The sequence below is a fragment of the Tumebacillus algifaecis genome (genome assembly GCF_002243515.1).
Lineage (GTDB): Bacteria > Bacillota > Bacilli > Tumebacillales > Tumebacillaceae > Tumebacillus_A > Tumebacillus_A algifaecis.
On sequence record NZ_CP022657.1, the window covers coordinates 3804651 to 3830164 of the forward strand.

At 55.5% G+C, this 25514-nt stretch carries 26 protein-coding genes; 8 read left to right on the forward strand and 18 right to left on the reverse strand.

Annotated elements, in window-relative coordinates; genetic code table 11:
- Positions 1-1135: 1135 nt before the first annotated feature.
- From CIG75_RS16820 to CIG75_RS16840, 5 genes are all read left to right on the forward strand, one after another.
- A complete protein-coding gene (locus CIG75_RS16820; RefSeq protein ID WP_094237690.1) occupies positions 1136-1813 on the forward strand; it encodes a TetR/AcrR family transcriptional regulator in 678 nt (225 codons plus the stop codon).
- A 66-nt stretch (positions 1814-1879) separates the two neighbouring features.
- On the forward strand, positions 1880-3025 hold the full coding sequence (locus CIG75_RS16825; protein WP_157729612.1) for a YhgE/Pip domain-containing protein: 1146 nt from the start codon (positions 1880-1882) through the stop codon (positions 3023-3025).
- Between the two features lie 65 nt (positions 3026-3090).
- The gene (locus CIG75_RS16830) at positions 3091-4041 is read left to right on the forward strand and encodes an ABC transporter ATP-binding protein (protein ID WP_094237692.1); all 951 of its coding nucleotides are present in this window, start codon (positions 3091-3093) and stop codon (positions 4039-4041) included.
- Positions 4022-4903: an ABC transporter ATP-binding protein gene (locus tag CIG75_RS16835; RefSeq protein ID WP_094237693.1), complete on the forward strand. Its 882-nt coding sequence runs from the start codon at positions 4022-4024 to the stop codon at positions 4901-4903. The genes CIG75_RS16830 and CIG75_RS16835 overlap by 20 nt, the downstream gene beginning before the upstream one ends.
- A 14-nt stretch (positions 4904-4917) precedes the next feature.
- Positions 4918-5703 (forward strand): ABC transporter permease subunit, encoded by a 786-nt coding sequence (locus tag CIG75_RS16840; RefSeq protein WP_094237694.1) that lies wholly within the window; start codon positions 4918-4920, stop codon positions 5701-5703.
- Between the two features lie 160 nt (positions 5704-5863).
- On the opposite strand, the gene CIG75_RS16845 is transcribed toward CIG75_RS16840, so the two are convergent.
- Positions 5864-6838, reverse strand: coding sequence for an ABC transporter substrate-binding protein (locus CIG75_RS16845; RefSeq protein WP_227874267.1), 975 nt, complete (start codon positions 6836-6838; stop codon positions 5864-5866).
- A 203-nt stretch (positions 6839-7041) separates the two neighbouring features.
- Between CIG75_RS16845 and CIG75_RS16850 the strand changes: the two genes are divergently transcribed.
- The 3 genes from CIG75_RS16850 to CIG75_RS16860 are packed head-to-tail and all read left to right on the forward strand — an operon-like array spanning position 7042 to position 9926.
- Positions 7042-8052, forward strand: a complete 1011-nt coding sequence (locus tag CIG75_RS16850; RefSeq protein ID WP_094237695.1) for a FecCD family ABC transporter permease — start codon at positions 7042-7044, stop codon at positions 8050-8052.
- Positions 8049-9086, forward strand: a complete 1038-nt coding sequence (locus CIG75_RS16855) for a FecCD family ABC transporter permease (protein ID WP_094237696.1) — start codon at positions 8049-8051, stop codon at positions 9084-9086. The genes CIG75_RS16850 and CIG75_RS16855 overlap by 4 nt, the downstream gene beginning before the upstream one ends.
- Positions 9087-9101: 15 nt before the next feature.
- Entirely contained in the window at positions 9102-9926 is an 825-nt protein-coding gene (locus tag CIG75_RS16860; protein ID WP_094237697.1) for an ABC transporter ATP-binding protein, read from the forward strand.
- Positions 9927-9941: 15 nt separating this feature from the next.
- On the opposite strand, the gene cobA is transcribed toward CIG75_RS16860, so the two are convergent.
- From cobA to CIG75_RS16945, 17 genes are all read right to left on the reverse strand, one after another.
- Positions 9942-10715, reverse strand: a complete 774-nt coding sequence (gene cobA / locus CIG75_RS16865; RefSeq protein WP_094237698.1) for a uroporphyrinogen-III C-methyltransferase — start codon at positions 10713-10715, stop codon at positions 9942-9944.
- 15 nt (positions 10716-10730) lie between these two features.
- The gene (cbiB, locus tag CIG75_RS16870; protein ID WP_094237699.1) at positions 10731-11663 is read right to left on the reverse strand and encodes an adenosylcobinamide-phosphate synthase CbiB; all 933 of its coding nucleotides are present in this window, start codon (positions 11661-11663) and stop codon (positions 10731-10733) included.
- Positions 11664-11732: 69 nt separating this feature from the next.
- On the reverse strand, positions 11733-12404 hold the full coding sequence (locus tag CIG75_RS16875; RefSeq protein ID WP_157729613.1) for an adenosylcobinamide amidohydrolase: 672 nt from the start codon (positions 12402-12404) through the stop codon (positions 11733-11735).
- Positions 12401-13909, reverse strand: coding sequence for a cobyric acid synthase (locus tag CIG75_RS16880; protein WP_094237701.1), 1509 nt, complete (start codon positions 13907-13909; stop codon positions 12401-12403). Before CIG75_RS16880 ends, CIG75_RS16875 begins: the two co-directional genes overlap by 4 nt.
- Complete coding sequence (locus CIG75_RS16885; RefSeq protein WP_094237702.1) at positions 13906-14460, reverse strand: histidine phosphatase family protein; 555 nt, start codon at positions 14458-14460, stop codon at positions 13906-13908. The genes CIG75_RS16880 and CIG75_RS16885 overlap by 4 nt, the downstream gene beginning before the upstream one ends.
- Positions 14457-15266 (reverse strand): adenosylcobinamide-GDP ribazoletransferase, encoded by an 810-nt coding sequence (cobS, locus tag CIG75_RS16890; RefSeq protein WP_227874268.1) that lies wholly within the window; start codon positions 15264-15266, stop codon positions 14457-14459. The genes CIG75_RS16885 and cobS overlap by 4 nt, the downstream gene beginning before the upstream one ends.
- Positions 15263-15796, reverse strand: coding sequence for a bifunctional adenosylcobinamide kinase/adenosylcobinamide-phosphate guanylyltransferase (gene cobU / locus CIG75_RS16895; RefSeq protein WP_094237703.1), 534 nt, complete (start codon positions 15794-15796; stop codon positions 15263-15265). The genes cobS and cobU overlap by 4 nt, the downstream gene beginning before the upstream one ends.
- Positions 15778-16821, reverse strand: coding sequence for a threonine-phosphate decarboxylase CobD (gene cobD, locus CIG75_RS16900; protein ID WP_157729614.1), 1044 nt, complete (start codon positions 16819-16821; stop codon positions 15778-15780). The genes cobU and cobD overlap by 19 nt, the downstream gene beginning before the upstream one ends.
- Complete coding sequence (locus CIG75_RS16905; protein ID WP_094238478.1) at positions 16802-18184, reverse strand: cobyrinic acid a,c-diamide synthase CobB; 1383 nt, start codon at positions 18182-18184, stop codon at positions 16802-16804. The genes cobD and CIG75_RS16905 overlap by 20 nt, the downstream gene beginning before the upstream one ends.
- 16 nt (positions 18185-18200) lie before the next feature.
- Positions 18201-19292: a cobalt-precorrin 5A hydrolase gene (locus CIG75_RS16910; protein WP_094237705.1), complete on the reverse strand. Its 1092-nt coding sequence runs from the start codon at positions 19290-19292 to the stop codon at positions 18201-18203.
- Positions 19285-20088 carry a precorrin-4 C(11)-methyltransferase gene (cobM, locus tag CIG75_RS16915; protein WP_094237706.1) on the reverse strand — a complete coding sequence of 268 codons (804 nt, stop codon included), beginning with the start codon at positions 20086-20088 and terminating at the stop codon, positions 19285-19287. Before cobM ends, CIG75_RS16910 begins: the two co-directional genes overlap by 8 nt.
- Positions 20085-20819, reverse strand: coding sequence for a precorrin-2 C(20)-methyltransferase (cobI, locus tag CIG75_RS16920; protein ID WP_094237707.1), 735 nt, complete (start codon positions 20817-20819; stop codon positions 20085-20087). The genes cobM and cobI overlap by 4 nt, the downstream gene beginning before the upstream one ends.
- Positions 20816-22030, reverse strand: coding sequence for a precorrin-6y C5,15-methyltransferase (decarboxylating) subunit CbiE (gene cbiE, locus CIG75_RS16925; protein ID WP_094237708.1), 1215 nt, complete (start codon positions 22028-22030; stop codon positions 20816-20818). Before cbiE ends, cobI begins: the two co-directional genes overlap by 4 nt.
- On the reverse strand, positions 22020-23123 hold the full coding sequence (locus tag CIG75_RS16930; RefSeq protein ID WP_094237709.1) for a cobalt-precorrin-5B (C(1))-methyltransferase: 1104 nt from the start codon (positions 23121-23123) through the stop codon (positions 22020-22022). The genes cbiE and CIG75_RS16930 overlap by 11 nt, the downstream gene beginning before the upstream one ends.
- Positions 23120-23788 (reverse strand): precorrin-8X methylmutase, encoded by a 669-nt coding sequence (locus CIG75_RS16935; RefSeq protein WP_094237710.1) that lies wholly within the window; start codon positions 23786-23788, stop codon positions 23120-23122. Before CIG75_RS16935 ends, CIG75_RS16930 begins: the two co-directional genes overlap by 4 nt.
- Positions 23778-24563 carry a precorrin-6A reductase gene (gene cobK / locus CIG75_RS16940; RefSeq protein WP_094237711.1) on the reverse strand — a complete coding sequence of 262 codons (786 nt, stop codon included), beginning with the start codon at positions 24561-24563 and terminating at the stop codon, positions 23778-23780. Before cobK ends, CIG75_RS16935 begins: the two co-directional genes overlap by 11 nt.
- On the reverse strand, positions 24560-25513 hold the full coding sequence (locus CIG75_RS16945) for a sirohydrochlorin chelatase (protein ID WP_094237712.1): 954 nt from the start codon (positions 25511-25513) through the stop codon (positions 24560-24562). The genes cobK and CIG75_RS16945 overlap by 4 nt, the downstream gene beginning before the upstream one ends.
- Position 25514: the final 1 nt, after the last annotated feature.

The following is a 25514-nucleotide window of genomic DNA, read 5'->3' on the forward strand; positions in this document are numbered from 1 at the left end:
ATTTCTGAAAGCACAAGTTTCCCCAAACAGATGTAGCAATCATAATCGGAGCAGGTGTAGCCTTTTGATTTTTCCCATGAAACTGAAATTTCGTTTGACATCGATTCGAGATCGACCCAGCATTCAATACTCCCTGTCGTTAGTTTGTGATAGGAAGGAAACTTGGATTAAGAAATCGGAGATAGAGATACAAGTTGTCATTTTCATGTGGGTTTCTTCTAATCACGATGTCCGATTCTTATCACCCTTGAACGCGACCGTCAATCTAATCTGACCACTTAGAAACACAAAAAAGAGGAGTGTCAAAAGACTACTCCCCCAATGACTTTTATCGCTCAATAACTTAATAGAAACATCTACACAGAGCTTATGCTTGAGTTGGCTGATTATCGCTATCGAACGGGTCTGCCATTGTTACAACCAGCTTCAACAACAACTAAACAACAGGATCAGGCACTTTCAGTCCCCTATATATCGGGTCTGCCATTGTTACGGCCAAGATCATGCGGTCATTGCGATCAACGCCGGAGATTTTCAGTCCCCTATATGACGGGTCTGCCATTGTTACATGATGATACATACAAAATGCCGATAACGATTACATCTTTCAGTCCCCTATATAACGGGTCTGCCATTGTTACTTCTGGGTTCAGCACTTGGGCAAGGGCTACCCACTGCCCTTTCAGTCCCCTATCTAACGGGTCTGCCATTGTTACCGACCTCGGCCGGGATAAGAAAACGCAGTCGTGGCGCGGCTTCACGAGACGTTGCGTCCCTGCTGGAAACTGCTTTTTTTCGAGGATCGACTTTTTGCACCAACAGGTGGGGGCATCCTCGAAAACCGTATCCTGCATGATAAAGAATTTCCACTTTCAGTATAACGGATACCGAGCATAGAAAGAATAGCGAGTTGGATTTTCCTTCGTCGTTTTGCCACAAACAGATGGCCTCCATCACTCGCTTGACCCCTCCCCTCCTCCTTGTTGTCCCCTTATGAGAAACTGTCGAGTACCTCGATGCTCCCCATTCTCATTTCCGAAAAAACACTCCCCTTGACTTCAAGCTCCAACGCGAGATATGATCTGAGTAATGACTCACTCATTGAGTGAGTGCTCAATTACATCGGAGGTTGACCATGGCAGATACCACCAACGATCAAAATCAACGTGACAACATCGAAACTGAATTTGACCTCCTTCCCGATTCTGAACTGACCGAAAAACATTGGAAAATCCTCGAAGCTGCTGTGCGGGTTTTTTCTGAAAAAGGGTTTGGTGCCAGCCGCACGAGCGAGGTGGCAAAGGAGGCAGGTGTTTCGGAAGGAACGATCTTTAACTACTTCAAAACCAAAAAGGATTTGCTTGTCGGCTTGCTCATCCCGCTCGTGACTCGCTTTTTCCGACCGTTGATCTTGAGTAGCTTGGAGCGGATATTGAGCACGCGAAAAGAGCGGAGCATTGAAGAGGTCTTGCACGATGTGACGCTGGATCGTGTCCAACTGATTCAAAAAAATCTTCCTTTGATCAAAACGGTTGCGGCTGAAGCCGCTTTTCATCCTGAGTTGATCGACCCCTTGCGAGAACAGGTCGCACCCAAGGTGATCGAAACGATGAGCCGCTATTTTCAAGCTGAGATCGACAACGGCACCTTCCGCGATATCGATCCCAAACTGCTCTTCCGCACGTTTGCCAGCATGGTCGGCGGCTACATACTGACTCGAAATGTCTTGCCAGCAGAATATGAGGATGCGGACGAGGAAGCGGAACTCAAGCAAATGGTTGACATTTTCCTGAATGGAGTAAAGAAGCAGTAAGGAAACTTCTACAGTTTTCCAAAATGAGGAGGGTATCAAATGGATGGTGTAAAGAATCGAAAGTGGATGTTGGCACCGATTCTGGCGTTGATCGTTGTTTTTATTTTTTCTCTGGTCCAAATACCTGCGGCGAAACAAACTCCCAAAAACGTCCCGATCGCCATCGTCAATGAAGACGCGGGAATGAACACGCCGAATAACGGCCAGATGAATGCAGGTGACATGATCGTGAAGATGATCACCCAAGCTACGAACGAGAAGACGGACGACAAGGCACCGACTGTCCAGTGGATCACCGTATCGAACTTGGAGACGGCTCAAAAAGGAATGCTTGAACAAGAGTATTATGGCGTACTGATGATTCCAAGCGACTATACGGTCAAACAAGCATCTCTGCAAACGCCGACTCCTTCATCACCTGAGATTAACATTTACGTGAATCAAGGGATGAATGCGATGGCTGCCAATACGGTCACACAAATGCTCAACGGAATTGTTGATAACATCAACAAAGAGACCCGTACTAAGTTATTAGAAGCTGCGAAGCAAAAGGGGCCGTCGCTGACAATCGAACAAGCCGCGATCTTTGGCGCTCCGATCACCAAAAACGTTCATTATGTCAATCAAACGGGCACATTGGCCAGTGCGCCCACCGCACTGTTTCAGCCGCTTTGGATGGGAAGTATAGCAGGTGCGCTCCTCATGTGGTTCGGACTGAGAAAAGCAGGACCATCCACTCCAAAGAACAGGCTGACTGCGATTGCAAAGCAAATTGTCACCGGAGCGATCGCCGCGATCGTGGTCGGCTTTGGCCTGGCCTGGATTGCCGATGGAATACTCGGATACGATCTTCCTGATTTTACATCCACCGCACTATTCTTGACGCTTGCTTACTTTAGTTTTATCTTGATGATTTCGGCCATTCTCACTTGGATAGGAATTGCCGGGATGCCGATTCTGGTGCTGTTACTGTTCTTTGGCGCACCTTTGCTGGCCCTTGCACCAGAATTTATGCCCACTTTCTATCGGGATTGGGTGTACTCTTGGCTACCGATGCGTTTTCTGATCGATGGACTGCGCGAGATGTTTTTCTTTGGCAAAGAGTTTAGTTGGAATCAGCCGACCTCCACATTGGTCTGGATCGGTATCGGAAGTATCGTTGTCTCCTGTCTGTCGATCTTGAAGCCAACGACTCAAAAGAAGACTGCTTAATAATTAGAGACCGCAGGTGCACTGTGGTCTCTTTCTCAATAAAGGATAGGAAAGGGGACTATCATATGCCGGTCATTGAGATTGAGCATTTAACGAAGGATTATGGTCATCATCGAGGGATTTTCGACGTTTCCTTTAGCATTGAAAAAGGGGAAGTTTATGGATTCTTAGGCCCGAACGGAGCAGGTAAAACGACCACCATCCGTCATATCATGGGCTTTTCACGTCCGCAGCAAGGACGCACCTTAGTGAATGGGCTTAATAGCTGGGAGCGTGCGAGCGATATCCAAAAGGACCTCGGTTATTTACCAGGGGAAATCGCGTTGCCCGAGTCTCTGACCGGCCATCAATTTATCAAAATGATGGCCGAATTACGGGGCATCACTGATATGACGCACACGAAAACCCTGATTAAGAAGTTTGAGTTAGATCCATCCGGAAGCTTGAAACGGATGTCGCTTGGCATGAAGCGGAAGCTCGCCATTGTCACGGCGTTCATGCATGACCCCGCCGTGCTTGTGCTAGATGAACCTACAAGTGGATTAGATCCGATCATGCAAAACCTCTTTATCGAGTTCATTAAGGAGGAAAAAGAGAAAGGTAAAACCATTTTAATTTCGAGTCATATTTTTTCTGAGATCGATGCGACCTGTGACAAGATCTCCATCATCAAGGATGGCCGATTAATCTCTTCATTCATGGCGGATGATTTGCGCCATAGTGAAATCAAAACTTATGAGATCGAATTTAAAACCGAAGAGGAATTCAATCGATTTGAGCACGCAGTAAAGGATTGTGAAAAATTTGAAGCTCTGTCTCTAACCCCTCACAAACATCAAACAATCTTGCGTATCTACGATACGGATATCAATCGTTTTATCTCATTTATTTCCGATTATGACGTGAAGTTCTTTTCGGAAATCAAGTTTACGTTGGAGGATTATTTCATGAAGTTTTATGACCGTACCTCAAACGAAACGGGAGGTGTCGAACCTTATGCCGCTTATCGAAATTAAAAATTTAACGAAAGATTTCGGTCGCGGGCAAGGTGTCTTTAACCTCAACCTAACGATCGAGAAAGGCGAGGTTTTTGGATTCGTAGGAACGAATGGAGCCGGTAAAACCACGACGATTCGCCATATGATGGGCTTTTTGAAACCGATAAGCGGTACCGCGACGATCAATGGAATGGATTGTTGGACAGATTCTGCCGAAATTAAGAAGTTGCTCGGTTATATTCCAGGAGAAATTACATTTCCCGATGCACCGACCGGAACCGAGTTCTTAAGAAGGCAAGCGGAGTTATTGGGAGTAAAGGATATGTCCTATGCGGAGAGCATTATTAAAAAGTTACAGCTTGATCCTACAGCCAATTTGAAAAGAATGTCCAAGGGGATGAAACAGAAAACGGCGATTGTCGCAGCTTTGATGGCCGATCCCGATATTTTGATTCTCGATGAGCCTACTACAGGATTAGACCCCCTCATGAGAGCTGAATTCGTAGATATATTGAAGGAAGAAAAAAAGAAGGGCAAGACGATTTTCATGTCGAGTCACATGTTTGAGGAAGTTGAGGATACTTGTGACAAGGTCGCGTTAATCAAGGGAGGAAAGGTGGTTGCGGTCAAATCGACCGCCGAGGTAAAGCACAACGAGAACAAGGTGTATAAAATCGAGTTCCTTTCCCGCGAGGATTATCTGCGCTTTTTGTCTAAGACGTTTGATATCGCGGAGAAACGAGAGAGTCGCAATCAAGTGCTTGTTCGGATTAACGACCGCGATATCAATTTATTATTTCGGGCACTGAAGCAGTGTCCAATCAAATTTATTGCGGAAATGAAGTTAACGCTTGCTGACTATTTCAAGGGGTTATTATAAGGAGGGTGCACCCAATGTTTAGCAAACCGATTTTCAAACAAACATTCAAGGCGAATTTTAAGTTATGGCTCATTTTTACCGTCATCATGACGTTGTTGCATATCGCGCTAATTGCAGTATTCGATCAAAGCACCATAATAGACATGTCAGGTATGGTTAAGGACACCCCGCTTGCCAACCTGCTCGGAGAGGCCACTTTCCTCGGCATGCTTGCCAGTACCTTCTATGGCATTCATGGTGTACTCCTGCCTATCGTATTCATCATTATGACCGCCAACAGTTTGATTGCATCGCAGGTGGATAGAGGTTCTATGGCATATTTACTCTCTACCCCGACGAAAAGAAGTACCGTTGTTCGTACTCAAGCGACCTACTTGATCGCATCGCTCATTATTATGTTCTTGATCATTACCTTGGTTGGTCTTTCTTCCATCCAAATATTCCAAGGCGACGTCGACATAAACGAGAAGGATTATCTTATGCTCAATTTAGGTTTGTTTCTCTTGATGTTTGCAACAAGCGGCATTTCATTCTTTTTCTCCTGCGTATTCAATCTCTCCAAAAACTCTTTGGCATGGGGGGCGGGAATACCGATGGCTTTTTTTCTCCTTCATTTGATGGGAGACGTCGATAGCAGTTTAGAAGGGTTAAAATATGTATCCATGAACACGCTGTTCGACACGCATGCGATTTTAAACGGAGGCAATTATGCGGTTCAGTTTGCCGCACTTGCTGTTATCGGAATTGTTCTTTATGTGCTTGGCATACGTGTGTTCAAACAAAAGGATTTGCCGCTATGACGAAGCGAAACAGGCTGTCGGAGACGGCAGCCTGTAGCCGCTGTTCGGGTGAGCCACATCGTACAACTTTTCGCCTTCGTTCAGATACGAAGTATACGTCTCGTTAGCCTAAAACGCAAAAAAGAGCCCTTGCCAGCAGCAAGGGCTCTTTCGATTGCAACTATTTCAAGATGTAGGTCGAGAGGTCATCCAGCAGCAGGTTGGCCGCTTTGATACCACCAGCGGTGTTCCAGATCGCATCGTCAACACGGTGCGCTTTGCCCGCTTTTACAACGTTCAGGTTTTTGAACAGGTTGTCGTTCATCCACTCTTGTTCGGTCTTGGTGCCTTCGCCATTGCCCGTATCGTAGGTGAAGTAGAACATGATGTCGCCTTCCATTTCCGGCATGCGCTCTTTGCCGATCTCCGCGACGAAATCTTCTTTGTTCTGTGCCGCCGGACGTGCTAGGCCGAGCTCTTTAAAGATGATGCCGGAGAAGGTGTTGTTCAGGTAGAGACGAGTTTTGCCTGCCATGAAGCGAACCATCGAAACTTCGGTCTTCAGTTTATCGCCCGCTTTTTCTTTGAACTCAGCGATGCGCTTATCCCAGGCAGCCAGTTGCTTGTCGCCTTCGTCTTTCTTGTTCAACGCTTCTGCATACAGCTTGTAGTTGATCTTCCAGTTGCCACGCAGGTCTTCTGAGAAGACGGTCGGCGCGATCGCTTTCAACTGCTCGTATACTTTCTCTTGGCGCATCTTGTTGCCCAGGATCAGGTCAGGCTTCAGCGCTGCGATCGCTTCAAGGTTCGGCTGGCTCTCGTCGCCAACCACTTGGACGCCTTCCATCTCCGATTTGATGTGCGCATACCACGGATCACCCGTCCAGGATTTGACCGCACCAACCGGTTTGACGCCCATCGAAAGCAACGCTTCGGTGCCTTCGTTGGTCAGAACGACAACGCGCTTCGGTGTACCTTCAATCGGCGTTTCGCCCATCGAATGTTTGACCGTGTATTTTACTTCTTGTTTTGCAGGCTCTGCTCCCGGTTGCTCTTCCGATTTCGTTCCGCAGCCGGACAGGATCAGCATAGAAGATAAGAGTACCGTAAACATGGTGAAGCCGGACTTCTTCAGCCGGTTCATATTCGAAAACATTGTGTTTCCCCCTCGTTGAAAATGATTCTCATTTACAGCCATATCCTAACTCTTCGCAGCGTACCTTGTCAATAGGGGATTTTGATAATTGATAATGAGTCTCAAATTCATTGACAGGATGTTCCCCATTTTCTACACTAAGTAGGTATCCTCGCTACAACATGAGCAACGTCAATCAAAACCATCAGGAAGAAGGACTTATTATGTTTGTACTATTACCTAACTCTTTTGGTAAGATCGCTGGATTGTTGGCGTTGGTCGCATCGGTGATCTGCCTGTTGTTTATTTCGATCGTCTTTGGTGTGATGGACACCACCTGGCAGACGGCCGTCGAAGCTTATACAAATTTTAGCGGTACCAATGAGCAACTCGTCATCAAAGAGGTACGCGTGCCGCGCGCGCTGATCGCCGCCGCTGTCGGGGCCTCGCTCGGTATGGTCGGGGTGTTGATGCAAACGCTGACCCGCAATCCGCTGGCCGATCCAGGTATTTTCGGGATCAATGCGGGTGCTTCGTTCTTTATCGTGCTGTCGATCTCTTTTTTCTCGGTCAACTCGCTGTCCCAGTTTGCATGGATCGCCTTTTTGGGCGCGGCGGTGAGCGGTGTGGTCGTCTATGTGCTCGGAGCGTTAGGTAAAGACGGCTTGACTCCGCTCAAGCTGACGTTGGCAGGCGCGGCGATGACCGCCCTGTTTTCTTCGATGATGCACGGGATGCTCGTCGTCAATGAACGGACGCTTGAAGAAGTGCTGTTCTGGCTGGCCGGATCGGTCGCAGGCCGCAAACTGGAATTTTTGGTATCGGTGCTTCCCTACTTGGCTGTCGGCTGGGTCGGCACGCTGTTGATCTCGGGTCAGCTCAACGTCCTGATGATGGGGGATGATGTGGCCAAAGGTCTCGGCCAGCGCACGGCGCTTTTGAAAGTGACGACCGGATTGCTGATCATCCTGCTCGCCGGTTCATCGGTCGCCGTCGCCGGTCCGATCGGTTTTGTCGGGCTCGTCATCCCGCACATCGCCCGCTTTTTGGTCGGGATCGATCTGCGCTGGGTGCTGTTGTACAGCGCGGGACTCGGAGCGGTCCTGCTACTTGGGGCAGACATTGCTGCCCGATGGATCACGATGCCCGACGAACTGCCACTGGGTGTGATGACAGCGCTGATCGGCGCACCGATCTTTGTGTATGTGGCACGAAAGGGGCTTAGCAGGCAATGAAGAAATACATGACATTTCGCACCAGCAAACTGCCGATCTCCTTTCTGATCGACAGAAAAGCGCTGCTGCTCACCCTTGTGCTCGCCTTGCTTCTGTTTGTAGCCGTGGTGGTTTCCACCGGGCTTGGCACGATGTTTATCGCACCGCTCGATGTGCTGAGCGTCCTTTTTGGTGGCGGCTCACCAGGCGACCAACTGGTCGTCTTGAACCTGCGCCTGCCGCGCATTCTCGTCGCACTGCTCGTCGGGATCGGACTTGGCGTCTCCGGAGCGATCATGCAAAGCTTGATCCGCAATCCGCTCGCCTCTCCCGATATTATCGGCATCACTGGCGGCGCTTCGGTCGCCGCGGTCGCTTTCTTCACGATGGTTGAAGGTGTCAGCATCCATTATGTGCCGTTTGCAGCAATTGTCGGGGCGGCGATCGTGACGCTTCTGATCTATGTCCTGGCGTGGAAGAACGGCGTCACGCCACTGCGCCTCGTGTTGGTCGGGGTGGGCATCGGGGCCGCGATGAGTGCGCTGACGACGCTTCTGATCGTGACCGCTCCGATTCAGTTGACCGCCCGTTCGATGATCTGGCTCTCCGGTACGGTGTATGGCTCTTCTTGGCAAAACGTGTGGACACTGCTACCGTGGACCCTCGTGTTTGTCCCGCTATCGATCATCTTTGCGCGCAGCATCAACGCCCAGCAGTTGGGCGATGAGGTGGCGACAGGCATTGGCAACCCGGTACACCGCCACCGCTTCCTGCTCTTGATGTTCTGTGTGGCGCTGGCCGGATCGGCGGTCGCAGTGGGCGGCGCGATCGGTTTTGTCGGATTGCTCGCCCCGCACATCGCCCGCAAACTGGTCGGCTCGGCGCTTGGCGCCTTGATCCCCGCAGCCGCTCTGTGCGGCGGTCTGCTCGTCGTTCTCGCCGATCTGATCGGTCGGATGGCGTTCGCTCCGCTCGACGTTCCAGCCGGAATTTTTACGGCAGCGATCGGCGCTCCGTTCTTTATCTTCCTGCTGTATAAACATCGCAATCGATAGATGGGAGAGATTCACATGGAGGCGTTAGAAACCAAAAACCTATCCTTGTCCTATGGCGAGGCCACGATTATTGACAGCTTGAATCTGTCGATCCCTAAAGGAAAAGTCACCGTCTTCATCGGCAGTAACGGCTGTGGCAAATCGACACTGCTTCGCTCGTTAGCCCGCCTGCTGAAGCCCGTTTCGGGCGCCGTTTTGCTCGACGGTGAAGCGGTGGCCAAACTGCCGACGAAAGAAGTCGCCAAGCGCCTTGCCATCCTGCCGCAGGGTCCGGTCGCACCGGAAGGGTTGACCGTCCTGCAATTGGTGAAGCAAGGTCGATATCCCTACCAAAACTGGCTTCAGCAGTGGTCAGAAGCGGATGAAAAAATGGTGCGCGATGCGCTCCTCGCCACGGGAATGGCTCCCTTTGCAGAAAAAGCGGTCGATTCGCTCTCCGGCGGGCAACGGCAACGGGCCTGGATCGCGATGACGCTCGCGCAAGGCACGAGCACGATCTTGCTCGATGAACCGACGACCTATCTCGACCTGACCCATCAGATCGAGGTGCTCGACATTTTGTTCGATTTGAACCGCACCGAACAGCGCACCATCGTCATGGTGCTGCACGATCTCAATCTTGCTTGTCGCTATGCCGATCATATCGTCGCCTTGTCCAATCAAAAAGTGTACGCACAGGGCAAGCCTGAAGAGATCATCACGACCGATCTGGTCAAAGACGTGTTCCACATGGACTGTCAGATCATCGCCGACCCGGTCTTTGGCACCCCGATGTTAGTTCCGTTTGGCAAAGGGCGTCAGGTAAAGCGTGAAGAAGCGGTCGCCCTAGCGATCGGATAATAGAGAAACGGCCAGTCACTCGATGGAGTGACTGGCCGTTTTTAGGTTGGCAGGATCGAACCAGTGCAGATCGTGCCGCAAGTTGACAACATCGCCGACGAGGATGATCGACGGGTTTTGCACCTTTTGCTCACGCGCGATCTCGGTGATCGTCTCCAAGGTGCCTTGAACGGTCACCTGCTCTGGCATCGTGCCCCAATGGATGAGTGCGACGGGCGTCTGCGGGTCGCGTCCGTGGGCGATCAATTGCTCGCAGATCAGCGGGAGATTTTTCACCCCGAGATAGAAAGCCAGCGTGTCAATCCCGGTGGCGATCTTATCCCAGCGAATGCTGGATTGCGGTTTGTTCGGAGACTCGTGCCCGGTGACGATCGCAAAGGAGGACGCGATGTGACGCTGTGTGACCGGAATGCCCGCGTAGGCAGGCGCGGCGATGCCCGCTGTGATGCCGGGCACAACCTCATAGGGGATACCGTGCTCGCGAAGGCACAGCGCCTCTTCCCCACCTCGCCCGAAGACGAACGGGTCACCGCCTTTGAGTCGCGTCACCACTTTGCCCGCTGAAGCTTGGGCCACCAGCAGGGCATTGATCTCTTCCTGCGGCAAAGAATGGCGGTCGGGGAGTTTGCCGACGTAGATCAGCTCGGCTCCCGCTTTGGCGTGTTCGAGCAGCTTGGGATTGGCCAAGCGGTCATAGAGGATCACATCCGCTTCGCGAATGCACTCGACACCTCGCAAGGTGATCAGTTTTGGGTCACCTGGACCTGCTCCCACCAGATAGACTTTCATGTTGGTTCCCCCTTCTCAAGCAAGCAGCCAGTTGATCGATAGTAAAAAAGCGAGATAAAGTGCGGTCGAAACGTACAGCATCCGGATCGTTTGCAAAATGTGATCGGGCGTGATCTCCCGAGTTGGGTCGCCCAAATAGGCACGAAAGGATGGCACGCCGTGGTAGCGATTTTCTCCGCCGAGGCGGATGCCAAGCGCGCCTGCGACGGCCGCTTCTGCCCAGCCGCTGTTCGGGCTCGGATGCTTGCTTGCGTCGCGTCGGGCGATCTGCCAAGCGCGTTTCCCGCGGCCACCAGCGGCGAGGACGAGAAAGGGCACGGTCAGGCGGGCCGGGATGTAGTTGGCGATATCATCAAGGCGAGCGGATGCCCAGCCCAGATGGAGGTACTTATCGTTCTTATAGCCGACCATCGAGTCGAGCGTGTTGACCGCACGGTAGGCCAAGGCGAGCGGCGCACCCCCAAGCAAGGCGTAAAACAGCGGTGCGGTGACGGCGTCCACGATGTTTTCTGCGACCGTTTCGATGCCGCCGCGAGCGATTTCCCGTTCGTCTAGATGTTCGGTGTCGCGTCCCACGATCCAAGAGAGGCGCTGACGGGCGAGCGCCAAGTCCCCTTTTTTCAACGCTTGGTACACACCTCTTCCCGCGTCGGCAAGCCCTTTGACAGCGATGGTGGTCGAGATGAGCCAGATCTCCAGAGCGATGCTGAGCCAAGGGTGGATCGCGTACAGCAGTTGGAGCAACCAATAACTGAGTGCAAACACGCCGCCTGCGATCACCAGCGGGAACAGCGTGCCGATCAAACGCTCCGGCCATTTGCTGCGCTGGCGTTTGGAAAGCAGGCGGTCAAGTTGAGTGATCGCTTTGCCCATCCAGACCACAGGATGTGGCAACCAACGCGGATCGCCGACGAGCAGATCGATCAAGTAGGCGAGGGCAAGGTTCATCGGTACGTCCCTCCTTTCGAGGCAGCGGTGATCAGCAGATAAGGCAGGAGCGAACGATCAGCGACGGTGCTAGGCATGTTCGTGCCGCTCCCGCAAGGAGATCAGCAACGATTGGTAGACCGTGTCGGCGATCGCACTGCCAAGTTCGGTCGCCAGTCCCGCATACTGGTGGATACCTTCGTATAGCGGGTTCTGTGTGGCGGCGACGATCACCGCATCGGTGGTCGTTCCCGTCGCGAATCGACCACTGCCATCATGGATCGTCACTCCGCTGTCTTGCAGGGCGGCCGCCTTCGCCTCGGTGATGGTGATGACCGCATTGATCAGCGCGGCTTCGGTCAAGCGACCATCGATGGCGACGATGATGTTGATCGTGCCAGCTCGGTAGCCAGGATAGGTTTTACGTGCCACACCTGCGCGGGCGGCGTTGCCAACTCCGGCGGTGACATACGACTGCAAGCGGAACTGGTCGCCGCTGGCAGCCCTTTCGACCACGTCGTCAACGTCTGCCGCTGTCATCATCGCGGCCGTCTCGTCGATCGTCAGGCCGAGGTCAAGAACGCGGTGTTCCAAGTCGAGCCAAGGGTCGTCCGAACTGTAGCCGTGCGGCACCTGGGCGTTGACGATGTATGATTTCTGCTGACAGCCCCCGCCGAACAGCGCCGAACTCACCGTCTGAAAAGGTCTGTCTGCGGAGATGATCAAGGCACCTCCGGCCACTTGGCGATGAAACGGGCTCACGCTTGCTTCACCCCGTTCCAGTTGTTGAGGATGGTGTAGATCCGCTCCATGTCCAAATGCTGGCGAAGATGGGCAGCCAATTTTTGATAGCTGTCCTCGCGGCGCTCCGCTTCCCCTGTCACCTCGTCGCCGCACGGAGGCAGTCCTTTTTCCGATCGAATCGCATTGAGGTAGGCGCGGGTGAAGGCGCGGTTTTGGAACAGACCGTGGAGGTAGGTGCCGAAAACTTTGCCGTCTGCCGAAACCGCTCCATCCTGCTCGCCTGAGTCAAATTGCAAGAAAGGTTCAGCCGCATGACGCTCGGTGCGGCCAAGGTGGATTTCGTAGCCTTCGACCTCGACTCCTTGGAAGGAGCCGAGCAGTTGGCCCGCATTGCGGACAGTGCGTTTTTCTGCGTGAAACGTGGTCGAGGTGGCCAACAGACCGAGTCCGTCGAGCGTGCCGCGAATAGATTCGACATGCTCCGGATCGTACAGCGTCTCCCCCAGCATCTGAAAACCGCCGCAGATGCCTGCGATATGGCTCCCTCGTTCATGGGCGCTGCGAATCGCTTCGGCAAGCCCCTGTTCTTGCAGCCAGATCAGGTCCTCCACCGTGTTCTTACTGCCCGGCAACACGATCAGGTCGGGGTCACCAAAGCCGCGCAGAGACGTGATGTAGCGAACGCTGGTGCTAGGCTCTTCCTGCAACGGCGAGATGTCGGTGAAGTTGGAAATGCGCGGTAGCTTGATCACCGCAATGTCGAGGTCGGCGCCCGTGCGGTCCCTTTTCTTCAATTTGAGGGCGTCGAGCGCAAGCGAATCCTCCGGATCGATGTCATGCTCAAAATGCGGGATGACGCCCAACACCGGGATTCCCGTGCGCTGTTCGAGCCACTCCAGCCCACTGTCGAGCAGTTCTTTGTTGCCGCGAAATTTGTTGATGATAAAACCTTGAACGCGCGCGCGCTCATGCGGGTCGAGCAGTTCAAGGGTGCCGACGATCGAGGCGAACACACCGCCGCGTTCAATATCGGCGGCGAGTAAGACTGGGCAGTCGAGCAGGTCGGCCATGCGCATGTTGGCGATGTCGCGGTCTTTGAGGTTGATCTCAGCCGGACTTCCCGCGCCTTCGACGACGAGCATGTTGTAATCCTGCGCGAGGCGGGAGATCGACTCCTCGATCTTCGGCATGACGGTCGGCACAAACTGACTGCGGTAGGAGAACGCCTCCATGTCCGCATGGTGGCGCCCGTGGACGATCACTTCGGAGACCATGTAGGCCTTCGGTTTGAGCAGGATCGGGTTCATATCGACCGTCGCTTCGATGTTGCACGCTTCCGCCTGCACGCCTTGGGCGCGCCCGATCTCACCGCCATCTTGGGTGATGTAGGAGTTAAGCGCCATGTTTTGCGATTTGAACGGGGCGACGCGGTGGCCGTCTTCGTAGAAAATGCGGCACAGGCCGGTGCAGAGCAGACTTTTGCCCGCATCGGACGTGGTGCCTTGGATCATGATGCTTTTCATCGCAGATCTCCTTCCGTGAGCATTAGGATGGCGTGTCCGCCTGGCGGAAGTTGCAAGGTCTGAAACATTGCGGTGTCGCGGTGCCCATATTTGGCTAAAAGCCAGCGCAACGGTCCACCGTGCGAGACGGCGGCGATCGTTTGCTTGGGGTGGACGATGAGCATCTCGTGGAGCCAGTCGGTCAAGCGGCTGTCGAGTTGTTGCAACGTCTCACCACCGGGCGGCGCGAGGTGCCAAGGATCGTCGTACCACGCGAAGAGGTGAGCGCGGTCTGCGATCTCGTCATAGGTCTGCGCTTCCCAAGCGCCAAAATGCAACTCGGAAAGGCGAGGGTCAGCCTGCAAATTGATCCCCAGATGCTTGGCGGTGTCGCGGGTGCGTTGGTAAGGACTGTGGTAGATGGTCGCGATGTCATGTTCGGCGAGCGTCTGGCGAAGTCGAACGGCTTGTTGGCGACCCGTTTCATTGAGCGGGACATCGGTGTGTCCGATGTAGCGGCGTTGCACGTTGGCGTCCGTTTCGCCATGTCGAATGAGCAACAGGGTCGTCATGCGAGCAAGCACCCGAGCAGAAAGGTCACTTCTGCCAGTTCGCACAAGGCACCGTAGACATCGCCTGTCAAACCGCCGATCTTGCGCTTCGCCGTGGCGATCAGCATCCAGCAGGCGAGCACAGAAATGAGCAGTGCCCCTTTTAGCAAAAACAGAGCGGGAAGCGCAAGCACCAGCGGCCACAGTTGATACCAGACCGGGCGCGTCCGCAACGTTTGCGCGAGGCCGTCAGCCCGCGCATACGGAAATGCGTACAAAGCGACCAACATCACCGCGCGGCCCCAAACGGTGGCCATGAGCAGTCCAAGCCATAGCTCAGTACCGTGCAGATGCGCGAGGACCATCGCTTTGTTCCCGAGCAACAGCACCGCCGCCAGCACGCCCATCCCGCCGACGCGCGAGTCTTTCATGATCTCCAACACCCGTTCCCGCGGGCGATGGCTGCCAAAACCGTCTGCCGTGTCCATCAGCCCATCGAGGTGCAAACCCCCGGTGAGATAGACCCACAGCGTGACGAGGAGCATGGCGAGCACGAACGGAGGCAATCGGTCTTCCAACAACAGGGCGACGCAGGCCAGCACGCCTCCAAGCACGACTCCTACCACTGGATACAACGGTGAGCTGTGCCGCCATGCCGCAGGATCAAGCTGCTTGGGAACTGGAATGCGCGTCAAAAACGCGATCGCGTGCCAGAAGGCATGAAGGTACAGCTTGAGCGACATCGCTTCCCGCTCGGCTTTCCCGCCCTCTTGCTCTGCAAGCGATCCGTCGGCGCGACGCTCATGCCCGTCGAGAGGTGTGCTCATAGCTGCAACGCCCTCCCGGCGACGACCAGATGAACCTCATCCGCATGGCGAGCTAAAAGCTGGTTGACCTCGCCTAACAGGTCGGCGAACACGCGGCCTAGTCTGGTGAGCGCGACGCCGCCAAGACCCGTTTCGGTGGTGACGAGCACCGCTTCGAGGTCCGGTCTGCTGAGCAGGTCGGCCAGACGTTCCGCTTCGGCCAGGACGAGGTGACGAGTGCCAGCGTCGCGAAGTTCCGTTTCCGGAATGTTGATCAGGATGTTCGAAAGCCAAGTCGAGAGGCAATCGATGAGAATGCAATCCCAGTCTGCAAGCTGGGAACTGATCGCTTCGGTCAGTGCAGGGCCCGATTCGAGCAGACCCCAGCTGGCAGGACGGCGCTGTTGGTGCAGGGCGATGCGGTGGTGCATTTCGTCGTCCCACGCTTGACCGGTTGCAACGTAGAGCACGCGTCGCTCAAGTCCGGCCCGTCGCTCAGCAAAACCACTTTTTCCAGAGCGAACCCCGCCCGTTACGAGCACGAATGACATGCGATCACCTCCTTGACCTTTTGTAACAACAGCAGGTTTTCCGCTCTAGTGCGCACCGCCACCCGGTAGAAACCTGCCCCAAGCCCCGGATAGTCGGCACAGTCGCGGATCAGGATGCCCCGCTCGCCCAAGCGTTCGGTCAAATCGGTCAGCTCCGTCTGGAACAGGATGAAGTTGACTGTGCCGCTGTAGACGGTAAAACCAAGCTCCCGCAAGCCTTGTTCGAGAAAGGGGCGCTCCCGATTCAGCCAGGCAAACGTGCGCTCCGCATATTCCTCATCTTGCAGTCCGGCAACGCCCGCCTCTTGGGCCAACGTGTTGACCGACCACGGTGGCAGTTCTTGTGCGATGCGTTCGCGCAGGGCAGGTGTTGCGACGAGATAGCCCAGCCTAAGACCTGGAATCGAGTAAAATTTGGTCAAGGAGCGCAGCAGAATCACATGTTCACGCATGAGACTGCTCTGCTCAGGCAGAAAGTCAAGAAACGCCTCGTCGATCACCAAATAAGCCCCGCGCATCGCCAAAACGTCAGCCATCTGCGCCAGCCAGTCCAGCGGCACGAGGCGGCCGTTCGGATTGTTCGGGGAGGCGATCACAAAGACATCGACCTGTGCACACACATCCAACAACTCGGACAGCTCAGGCAGAAAATCTTTTTCTGCCCGCGCCATGACGGTGAGCAACTCCGCTTTGGCCGCTTCCGCATATTCGGAAAAACAGGGTTGCAGCAGTCCGACCCGCTGTGGGCGCAACGCGTGGAAGATCGCAAACAGCAACTCGGCCGCTCCGTTCCCCACCAGCAACTGCGAGCTGGACAGCCCCGTTTTTTGCGCCAGTGCCCGATACAATTCGGTGGCCTCTGGGTCCGGGTAGTGCCTTACCGACTCGCCCCCGTTTACGATCGCCTGCAAAACGGACTTCGGCGGCCCGAGCGGATTGATGTTCGCGCTGAAGTCCAACAACTTCTCGCGCGCCACCCCATACCGCTCTGCAGCCGCCTGCAGATTACCGCCGTGTTTGGCCATAGCGTTTCGCTCCTTCAACGAAGCGTTTGGCAATCGCCGGATTGGACGGAAAATAAAGATGCGTGTAGCCTGCGACAAGGTTGTGCGACGCATAGCCTTCCGCTTTTTCCCCGCGCAGCCCTTTGATGTGATAAGCGGCGGGAAACGGCTCCGCTTCCACAAGCGTCGAGTAGTGGAACTCATGCCCTCGCGCCTGGTCGCTTTTGGTAAACAAGAAATTGTCGGTAAGCGCGGTCACTTCACGGTAGCCGAGCGCGGCCAGCTTTTTTTGCATCCCCACAGCGCCAGGCACCACGCCGCTCATCGCATACGTCTCGCCCGCACGGTCGGTGATCGTGTCGCAGAGGTACATGTACCCACCACACTCCGCCAGCGTCGGCAGGCCATCCGCGATGCGCTGTTTCAAATCGGCACGCACCGCCTCATGCCCCGACAACTCCGCCGCAAACTCTTCAGGAAAACCGCCGCCGATATACAGACCTTCCGCCTGCTCAGGGACTTTTTCGCCCGCGAGCGGCGAGAAGAACAACAGCTTGGCCCCGTTCTGCTCTAAAAGTTCTAAGTTCTCCTGGTAGTAGAAGTTGAACGCCGCATCTCTTGCCACCGCGATGTTCGTGACAGGCGCAGACGCTTGGCCAAACAACACAGCGGACGCTGGCTCTACATCGGGTGCCGCATTTGCGATCTGCAAGATGGCATCCAGATCGAGCGCAGACTCGACCAGATCGGCCAGTTTCTCAAACAAAGGAGTCAGTTCGCCGCGCTCGATGGCTGGTACCAGCCCGAGATGGCGTTCGGGAATCTCGATTCCCGCTTGGCGAACGAATCCGCCGATCACTGGGATGTCGCACTCCTGCTCGATCGCCGTTTTCGCTAAGGAGATGTGTCCAGCACTGCCCGCTTGATTGGCCACTACTCCGGCGATCTGCACCTCTTCGGTCAGCGTGGCAAACCCTTTGACGATCGCCGCGGCCGACCGCGCCATGCTCGCGATGTTGACGAGCAACAGGACGGGCGCCTCAAGCAGCATCGAAATCTCCGCCGTGCTGCCGCGGTTCGTCTTGGGATCTTTTCCGTCATAAAAGCCCATCACGCCTTCGATGATCGAAAGGTCAGCCCCGGCACTGCCCCGCCAGAACACTTCGCGCATCACATCAGGTTCGACCATCCACGTATCGAGATTGCGTGAAGGGCGCCCTGTGACGGCGGTGTGATAGGTCGGGTCAATGTAGTCAGGGCCTGCTTTGAAGCCTTGTACCTTTAGACCGCGCCGTTTGAAGGCAGCCATCAACCCGAGTGTCAGCGTCGTTTTGCCGACACCGCTCCCCGTGCCGCCGATGACCAGCCGGGGTCGGTTGGAGATGAAATCGCTCATGTGCTCAGCCTCCCGGTACGATGGCGATGGACAGCGTCACATTGCCAGATTTTTTCTTTTCAAGCAACCAGTCGGTAGCGCCCGCCGAACGCAGTGCCGCCGGTTCACTGACCCCGTAAGCGCCTGTGAATTTGTACACCGTTTCGGACGGGTTTTTGATCGAAATTTCGTTGAGTTCGTCGGGCGTGTAGGTCACAAGCGGCCAGCCGTATTTGGTGCAGAGCGCAAGCAGGCCCACTTCGTCTTTTTTCAAATCGATCGTCGCCACATTGCGCACCGACTTGATTGACAGGCCCAACTCTTCTAGCGTATGCCGCACTACCGCTTCAATCTCCTCCTGCTCCGTACCGCGGTTGCAACCGATGCCGAGCACGATACTTTTCGGGCGGTAGAGCACCCCGTTTGCCAACAGCGTCTTTTCTTCCGCTTCGGACAGCAGGCGGTGCGTGATCACAAGCGCCGCGTTCCACTCGCCCGCGCTGGCCAACGCTTCTGCTGTGGTCACACGGCGGATGTGGTCGGGCAGCGGTTTGTCATACTGCCACCAGTTGCGCTCGCCCGCTTCCTGCACGACGACGACCGGCTCCTCGTTGACCACCGCAGCCGAGACGGGCGTCGCGCGATCGAAGCTTTCGATCTCCCAGCCGAATTGCCGTCCAAACAGATCGACAGGAATCGTTTTTTGCACATCCGATGCGGTGGTGATCACAGGCACAGCCCCGATCAGTTCCGCGATGTGGCGCGTCAATTCATTGGCACCGCCGAGATGGCCGGACAGCACGGAGATCGCATGTTGACCACGGTCATCGATGACGACGACGCCAGGGTCCGTTTTTTTATCTTGCAAAATCGGAGCGATCATCCGCACGACCGCCCCGAGCGAGATAAACAAAACGATGCCGGAGTAGCGAGCAAACAGGTCGGGCAGGATCAGACGCACCGAGCCTTCGAACAGCTCGATGCCTTTGCTATCCTCATCGCCGCGCGCAAATTTGCTCATGTAATAGAGATCAGCACCGGGCAGCAGGTCGTACAGTTCGCGCGCCTTTTCGACCCCGTGCTTGGTGATCGCGACGAGGGCGTACGGATTACTCATGGGTGGGTACCCCTTTGCGGAAGCGGTGCGTGAACGATTTGTCGTACAGCTTGGAACGATGTCCGTCCTGATCGATCAAAGTCGGGTCGAGCGCCCAGCCCGCGAGGATCATCGCATGCGAGCGGATTCCGTTTTCGCGCATCGCATCGTCCAACTGGGCGAGCGTCGTGCGGACGATCAACTGATCGGGCCAGGAGGCGCGTTGCACAACGGCGACCGGGGTGTCCGGGCTCCAGCCTGCATCCATCAATTCGCGCATCACCTTTTTGGTCAGCGTGGAACTCAAGTACAGCGCGAGCGTACAGTGGTGGGAAGCGAGGCTTTGCAACTCTTCGCGCTCCGGCACGGGAGTTCGTCCCGATGCGCGGGTGAGGATCAGCGTCTGTGTCAGTTCCGGCACGGTCAATTCTGCTTGCAGTGCAGCTGCGGCAGCAAAAACTGAGGAAACGCCGGGGATGATCTCAAACGCCACATCCGCTTTTTTCAGCAGGCTCATCTGCTCCAAAATCGCTCCGTACACAGCCGGGTCACCGGTGTGAACGCGAGCGACGCTTTGGCCTGCTTGGACGCGGGCGATCATCAGCTCGACCATCTCGTCGAGATCCATGCCCGCGCTCTTTAACACTTCTGCGCTCGGTTTGGCGCGGGCGATCAAGTCTTCAGAGACCAGCGAGTCGGTGTAGAGCACGACGTCTGCCGCTTGCAGGATGCGCAGACCTTTGACGGTGATCAGATCAGGGTCACCAGGGCCAGCGCCGACAATGTAAACTTTCGGTTGTAAGGTAAGTTCGGTCATTTGCGCACCACCATCAGCGTGAGATAGTTCAGTTCGGAGCCTTTCAGCTCGGTGATATTTTTCCAGACTTGCTCGTCGCCGGACGTGACTTTGGTGACGACAGACGCTTTGTCGGTCAGGCCGAGTTCCTGTAGCAAGTCAATCATCTGGTCGAGGACTTTCGCCACTTTCAGGAAGACGATGCAGTCGTGATTTTCGATCGCCTTTTTCATCTCGTCGCGGTCGTCCGTTGCCGGGATGATCGCAAACTGTTCGTCTCCGTCCGCGAGGAAAATTCCGAGTCGGGCTGCTGCGCCCAGTGCGGAGGAGATGCCCGGCACGGAGTGGATTTCCACTTCGGGATGTGCCGCTTGCATCATGCGCGCCATGTGAATCCAAGTCGAGTACAGGTTCGGATCGCCTTCGGTGACAAAAGCGACGTCTTTGCCTGCCGACAGATGCGACCAGATCTCTTCGGTCGTCTGTGCCCAGTGCGAGTTGAGCGTGGCTTTGTCTTTCGTCATCGGAAAGACAAGGCCGAGCATCTCTTTTTCACCGGGCTGGATGTACAGCTCAGCGATGGCATGCGCATAGCTCTTGCTGCCCATGCGCTTCTTCGGATAGGCGATGACGTCCGCCTCTTTGAGCAGACGAAACGCTTTGACGGTGATCAGTTCCGGATCGCCCGGGCCGACGCCCAGTCCGTAGAGGCGGCCCAGCGATTGCGATTGCGCGGTATTGGCTGTGGTCATGTCTGGCTTTCCTCCTTGTAGGCGGTGATGATGTAGATCGGGTTGAGCCCTTCGAAGCGGGTCATGTGCAGGATCGGCTTGCTGCGCGACGTTTGCAGTAAAGTGACGCGCGTGCTCAAACCGACTTTGCTGAACGTTTGCGTCGCTTCGTACAGCGTTTCGATCGTGGCGGCGTTCAGCACGATCCGTCCGTTCGGGCGCAGGCGGTCGGCGCAGATTTGCAACAGTTCGGCCATCTCGCCGCCGCTACCTCCGATGAAGACCGCGTCCGGGTCGGGCCAGTCGGTCAGCCCTTCTGGTGCTTTTCCGTGGACGAACGTGATGTCGGCGCGAAACTTCGCGGCGTTCGCACGGGCGTTGCCGAGGTCAGGTTCATTTTTTTCAATGGCGTAGACTGCTCCGTCGCGGGCGATCCGTGCCGCTTCGATGGAGACCGAAGCGGTGCAGGTGCCGATGTCCCAGACCGTGCTATCGCGATGTAGATTGAGCTCGGACAGGCTGAGCACCCGAACTTCCTTTTTCGTGATCAAGCCCTTATCCGGCTTGCGTTGGGAAAATTGGTCATCGTCGATCCCCAGTCCCCAGCGCGGTGCGGTGTGTCCGGGCTTTTGCAACAGCAGGACGACATTGAGCGAGGAAAAGCTTTGACCTTGCAACTCCTCTAGCTCGTACAGGCCGCAGCGCTCCGTCGCCCCGCCGAGATTCTCAGCGACGAACGCTTGGTACTCGGTCATGCCAAAGGACAGCAGATAGTCGGCGATCACAGACGGTGTGTTCGTGTCATCGGTGAGCAGGGCGACTTTGTGCTGTCCATCAATTTTTTGCGCGAGACCTTTGATCGATTTGCCGTGCAGTGAGGTGATGTAGGCGTCTTGCCAACTCACACCAAGGCGGGTAAACGCAAGCTGCACCGAGGTGAAGTGCGGGTGGATGACCACTCCATCCAATTTTTTCGCCAAATAGCCGCCGATGCCGTAGAAGAGCGGATCGCCCGAGGCGAGGATGGTCACCGTGCCTTGCGCGGCTTCGATCTTTTTGACCAGTTCGGTCAGACCGCCTTTGATCACCCACTTTTCTCCGGTAGCATCTGGGAAAAAAGCAAGGTGGCGCTCGCCGCCGATCAGGATGTCCGAACTTTTGACCAGCGTATGTTGTTCCGGCGCGAGAACGCCGTCATCGCCGATGCCGATCACATGGATTTTACCGTTCATCGATGTCTGCCCTCCCTAACATATCGCCTTTCATCGTCGTCAGCACCGTCTCGACCCAGAGACCCCCGCCCATTTCGTTTAAGGCGTGGCGCGAGGCGTGCCAGCTCAATATTTCAAAAAAACGGCGGTGACCGCTAGCATGCATGATGTCACCCACTTGCGCAGCCGTGTTGGCGGTGCGGATTTCCTCGAGCATCTCCTCGGTGGCGCCGCACTCGGCGGCGATGTCAGCGAGAAAATTGAAATCGACCGCAGCCGACTTGGAATGCACCATCATCACGCCTTGCGCGACTTTGGAAAATTTGCCCATCATGCCGACGAGCGAAACTTGGGTCGCTCCCTGACGCTTGCAGTGGCGCAAGGAGAAGCCGACAAAATCGCCCATTTGGATAAACGCCTCCTCGGGCAACTCCGGGTAGATCCGCATCGCATACTTCTCACTGGAACCACCTGTGGTCAACACGAGATGGTCACATCCGCTGGCTCGGGCCACGCGGATCGCCTGCACCACCGACGCTTGGTAGGCCGCACTGGAGAAGGGGACGACGATGCCTTTCGTGCCGAGGATCGAGATGCCGCCGATGATGCCAAGCCGCCCGTTCAGCGTCTTTTTCGCGATCTCTTCCCCGGCGGGAACGGAGATGACGACGCGAACGCCGCGGTTGATGCCGTACTCATTTTGCAAGTCAGCGACCACTTGGCGGAGCATCCGGCGCGGCACCGGATTGATCGCCGCTTCACCGATCGGAACGGGAAGACCTGGCTTGGTGACGCGGCCGATGCCGATGCCACCATCCAGTTCAAGCTCGCCTTCGCGGTCGGGATCGAGCCAACTCACTTCGGAGCAGATCAGCGCGCCATGCGTGGCATCTGGGTCGTCGCCTGCGTCTTTGATCACCCCGCAACTGGCTTTGTTGTCACCGACCTGCAGATCTTCAATTTGAAAAGTGGCCGTCTCTCCGATCGGCAAAAGCAGTTCGACCGCCTGGACAGGCTCTCCTGTGATCAAGGCGGTCAAAGCAGCTTTGGTAGCGGCCGCAGCGCATGAGCCGGTGGTGTACCCGTAGCGCAAGGGCTTGGCTTCGTCGGTCACTGCCCCTCTGCTCCTTCTACAGCCATCAAGGACAGCGCGTTGACCGCCGCGACGGAGACGGGCGAGCCGCCTTTGCGCCCGATGTTGGTGATGAACGGCACGTCGCCGTCGATCAGTTTGGCCAACTCTTCTTTCGACTCTGCTGCGGACACGAAGCCGACCGGCATGCCGATGATCAGCGACGGTTTGGCCTCACCGATTTTGATCAGGCGGATCAGTTCCAGCAGGGCGGTCGGCGCATTGCCGATCACGAAGATGCCATCCGGTTGTTCGCGCACCGCTTTTCTTGTGGCCATGATCGCGCGCGTCAGGTTGGCCGCTTTCGCTTCAGCCGCGACGTCGGCGTCCGAAATGTACACCTTCACGTCACCACCGAACTTGTCGAGTCGCGGTTTGGAGATGCCGACTTGCACCATCTGTACGTCTGCGTAGATCGTCTTGCCGCGACGAATCGCCTCGATGCCCGCTTCGACCGCTTGCGGATGGAAGACGAGGCTGCGACCGAGGTCGAAGTCGGCCGACGCGTGAATCACGCGCTGAACGACAGGATACTGTCGGTCTGTAAACGGGTGTGCGCCAAGTTCCTCGGTGATGATGTCGAAGCTTTTGCTTTCGATCTCTTGCGGCTGTACGGTAAGCGGGACAAAATCAGTTTTAAAGTCCATGGGAAATCTCCTCTCTCATTGCGTTGACCTGTTCGATGATCGCTTCGAAGTCATGGAAGGCAAGACCGTATTGGAGCTTAGGACGACCGATGACGATGACGTGGAGGCCCAGTTCGAGCGCCGCATCCACTTTTTCATCGACAGAACCTTGCTGACCGCTTTCTTTGGTGATCACGACGTTCGTCTTGTACTGGCGGTAGAGCGCTGTGTTCAGGTCTTTCGAAAACGGGCCTTGCATAGCGATGATGTCTTTTTGTGGGAGGCCGAGCTCGGCGCATTTTTCCATGTTGTCGAGACGGGGGAGCATGCGGGCGGTGAGGTTGATCCCCTCCAGACCGAGCAGTCGTTGCGTAAAGATTTGCAACGTTTTGGAGCCGGTGGTGAGCATGATGTTGCCTTTCAGCTCGGCAGCTTTTTCGGCAGCGGCAGCGTAGTCCTCGACGAAGTGCAACAGCGGATTGTGATCGAAGTTGATCGACTCACGCTCAAAGCGGAGATAAGGCACGTTGCACGCGCGACTCGCCGCCATCGCGTTTTTGTGCGCCTCTTCCGCAAAGGGATGGGCGGCATCGACGACAAGGCGAACGCCGTGTTCCGTGATGTACGCGGCCATTTCGTCTGCGGTCATGCGCCCGATGCGGACCGGGACGCCCGCTTCGGTCAAGGAGTTCGCCGCCGAATCGGTGACGACCGATGCGGTCAGCTCATACCCCTCTTGGCGCAGCTTGACGGCCAATTCGCGCGCATCGCTGGTACCTGCGAGATGAAGAATCATTTGCGTACCTCCGCGTGATCATGCTCGTGATGGTGGTCATGGTCGTGGTTATGATCGTGATCATGGTCGTGGTCATGATCGTGATGGTGGTCATGGTCATGATCGTGGTCATGATGATGGTGGTGGTGATGATCCTCCATCGCGGCCAGACGGTATTTGCACAGATCGCAGTTCATCTTCGTCTCACCCTGCGCCGCTTCGACCGCCCGTTCATGAATGATGTTGACGAGGTTGTCATGGAAGCCGAAATAATCGGCCATCACCATCTGCACATCCGGGTAGGTCTGTTGAAACGCCTCCGTCATCGACTCCATCCGCTTGATCAACACGCCTGTGAACAGGAAATAGGGCAAAATGAAAATCCGCTTCGCACCCAGCTTCACACAGCGCTCCACCCCGCCTGCAAAATCGGGTTCGGTCACACCGATGTAACAGGTCTCCACGAAGCCGACCGGAACTTGCTCAAACAGCAGTCGCGAAATTTTGCACAGATCGCTGTTCGCATCCGGATCTGAACTTCCGCGCCCAACGATCAGCACCGCATCATCCGTTCGTTCCGTGCCCGATGGGGAAAAACCAGCTTCGGCCAAACGCGAGCTCAAGATGTCCAGCGCCTTCGTATGCACCCCGATCGGTTTGCCATAGGAGAAAGCGACGTGCGGATGGCGTTCTCGCGCTTCATCGATCTCATGCGGGATGTGCAGTTTCGAGTGCCCGGCACCGAACAGAATCACCGGAACCAGCGTCACCGCTTCTGCACCGCGCGCTACGCAGGTGTCGATGCCCTTGGGGATGCTCGGCGCGGCAAATTCGAGAAAACAGGTCTCCACAATCGGAAACTCTTGCGCCAACTGCTCCTGTACCCGCTCAGCGAACACCAGCAGTTCCTGATTGCCTTCCGGGTCGCGGCTTCCGTGTCCAACCAGCAAAATCGCGTGTTTTTTCGACATG

What these genes read in the sequence shown, in the direction of transcription:
- CIG75_RS16820 (WP_094237690.1), top strand. Translation starts at nt 1,136, where the DNA reads ATGGCAGATACCACCAACGATCAAAATCAACGTGACAACATCGAAACT.
- CIG75_RS16825 (WP_157729612.1), top strand. Translation starts at nt 1,880, where the DNA reads ATGTTGGCACCGATTCTGGCGTTGATCGTTGTTTTTATTTTTTCTCTG.
- CIG75_RS16830 (WP_094237692.1), top strand. Translation starts at nt 3,091, where the DNA reads ATGCCGGTCATTGAGATTGAGCATTTAACGAAGGATTATGGTCATCAT.
- CIG75_RS16835 (WP_094237693.1), top strand. Translation starts at nt 4,022, where the DNA reads ATGCCGCTTATCGAAATTAAAAATTTAACGAAAGATTTCGGTCGCGGG.
- CIG75_RS16840 (WP_094237694.1), top strand. Translation starts at nt 4,918, where the DNA reads ATGTTTAGCAAACCGATTTTCAAACAAACATTCAAGGCGAATTTTAAG.
- CIG75_RS16845 (WP_227874267.1), bottom strand. Translation starts at nt 6,838, where the DNA reads ATGTTTTCGAATATGAACCGGCTGAAGAAGTCCGGCTTCACCATGTTT.
- CIG75_RS16850 (WP_094237695.1), top strand. Translation starts at nt 7,042, where the DNA reads ATGTTTGTACTATTACCTAACTCTTTTGGTAAGATCGCTGGATTGTTG.
- CIG75_RS16855 (WP_094237696.1), top strand. Translation starts at nt 8,049, where the DNA reads ATGAAGAAATACATGACATTTCGCACCAGCAAACTGCCGATCTCCTTT.
- CIG75_RS16860 (WP_094237697.1), top strand. Translation starts at nt 9,102, where the DNA reads ATGGAGGCGTTAGAAACCAAAAACCTATCCTTGTCCTATGGCGAGGCC.
- cobA (WP_094237698.1), bottom strand. Translation starts at nt 10,715, where the DNA reads ATGAAAGTCTATCTGGTGGGAGCAGGTCCAGGTGACCCAAAACTGATC.
- cbiB (WP_094237699.1), bottom strand. Translation starts at nt 11,663, where the DNA reads ATGAACCTTGCCCTCGCCTACTTGATCGATCTGCTCGTCGGCGATCCG.
- CIG75_RS16880 (WP_094237701.1), bottom strand. Translation starts at nt 13,909, where the DNA reads ATGAAAAGCATCATGATCCAAGGCACCACGTCCGATGCGGGCAAAAGT.
- CIG75_RS16885 (WP_094237702.1), bottom strand. Translation starts at nt 14,460, where the DNA reads ATGACGACCCTGTTGCTCATTCGACATGGCGAAACGGACGCCAACGTG.
- cobS (WP_227874268.1), bottom strand. Translation starts at nt 15,266, where the DNA reads ATGAGCACACCTCTCGACGGGCATGAGCGTCGCGCCGACGGATCGCTT.
- cobU (WP_094237703.1), bottom strand. Translation starts at nt 15,796, where the DNA reads ATGTCATTCGTGCTCGTAACGGGCGGGGTTCGCTCTGGAAAAAGTGGT.
- cobD (WP_157729614.1), bottom strand. Translation starts at nt 16,821, where the DNA reads ATGGCCAAACACGGCGGTAATCTGCAGGCGGCTGCAGAGCGGTATGGG.
- CIG75_RS16910 (WP_094237705.1), bottom strand. Translation starts at nt 19,292, where the DNA reads ATGAGTAATCCGTACGCCCTCGTCGCGATCACCAAGCACGGGGTCGAA.
- cobM (WP_094237706.1), bottom strand. Translation starts at nt 20,088, where the DNA reads ATGACCGAACTTACCTTACAACCGAAAGTTTACATTGTCGGCGCTGGC.
- cobI (WP_094237707.1), bottom strand. Translation starts at nt 20,819, where the DNA reads ATGACCACAGCCAATACCGCGCAATCGCAATCGCTGGGCCGCCTCTAC.
- cbiE (WP_094237708.1), bottom strand. Translation starts at nt 22,030, where the DNA reads ATGAACGGTAAAATCCATGTGATCGGCATCGGCGATGACGGCGTTCTC.
- CIG75_RS16935 (WP_094237710.1), bottom strand. Translation starts at nt 23,788, where the DNA reads ATGGACTTTAAAACTGATTTTGTCCCGCTTACCGTACAGCCGCAAGAG.
- cobK (WP_094237711.1), bottom strand. Translation starts at nt 24,563, where the DNA reads ATGATTCTTCATCTCGCAGGTACCAGCGATGCGCGCGAATTGGCCGTC.
- CIG75_RS16945 (WP_094237712.1), bottom strand. Translation starts at nt 25,513, where the DNA reads ATGTCGAAAAAACACGCGATTTTGCTGGTTGGACACGGAAGCCGCGAC.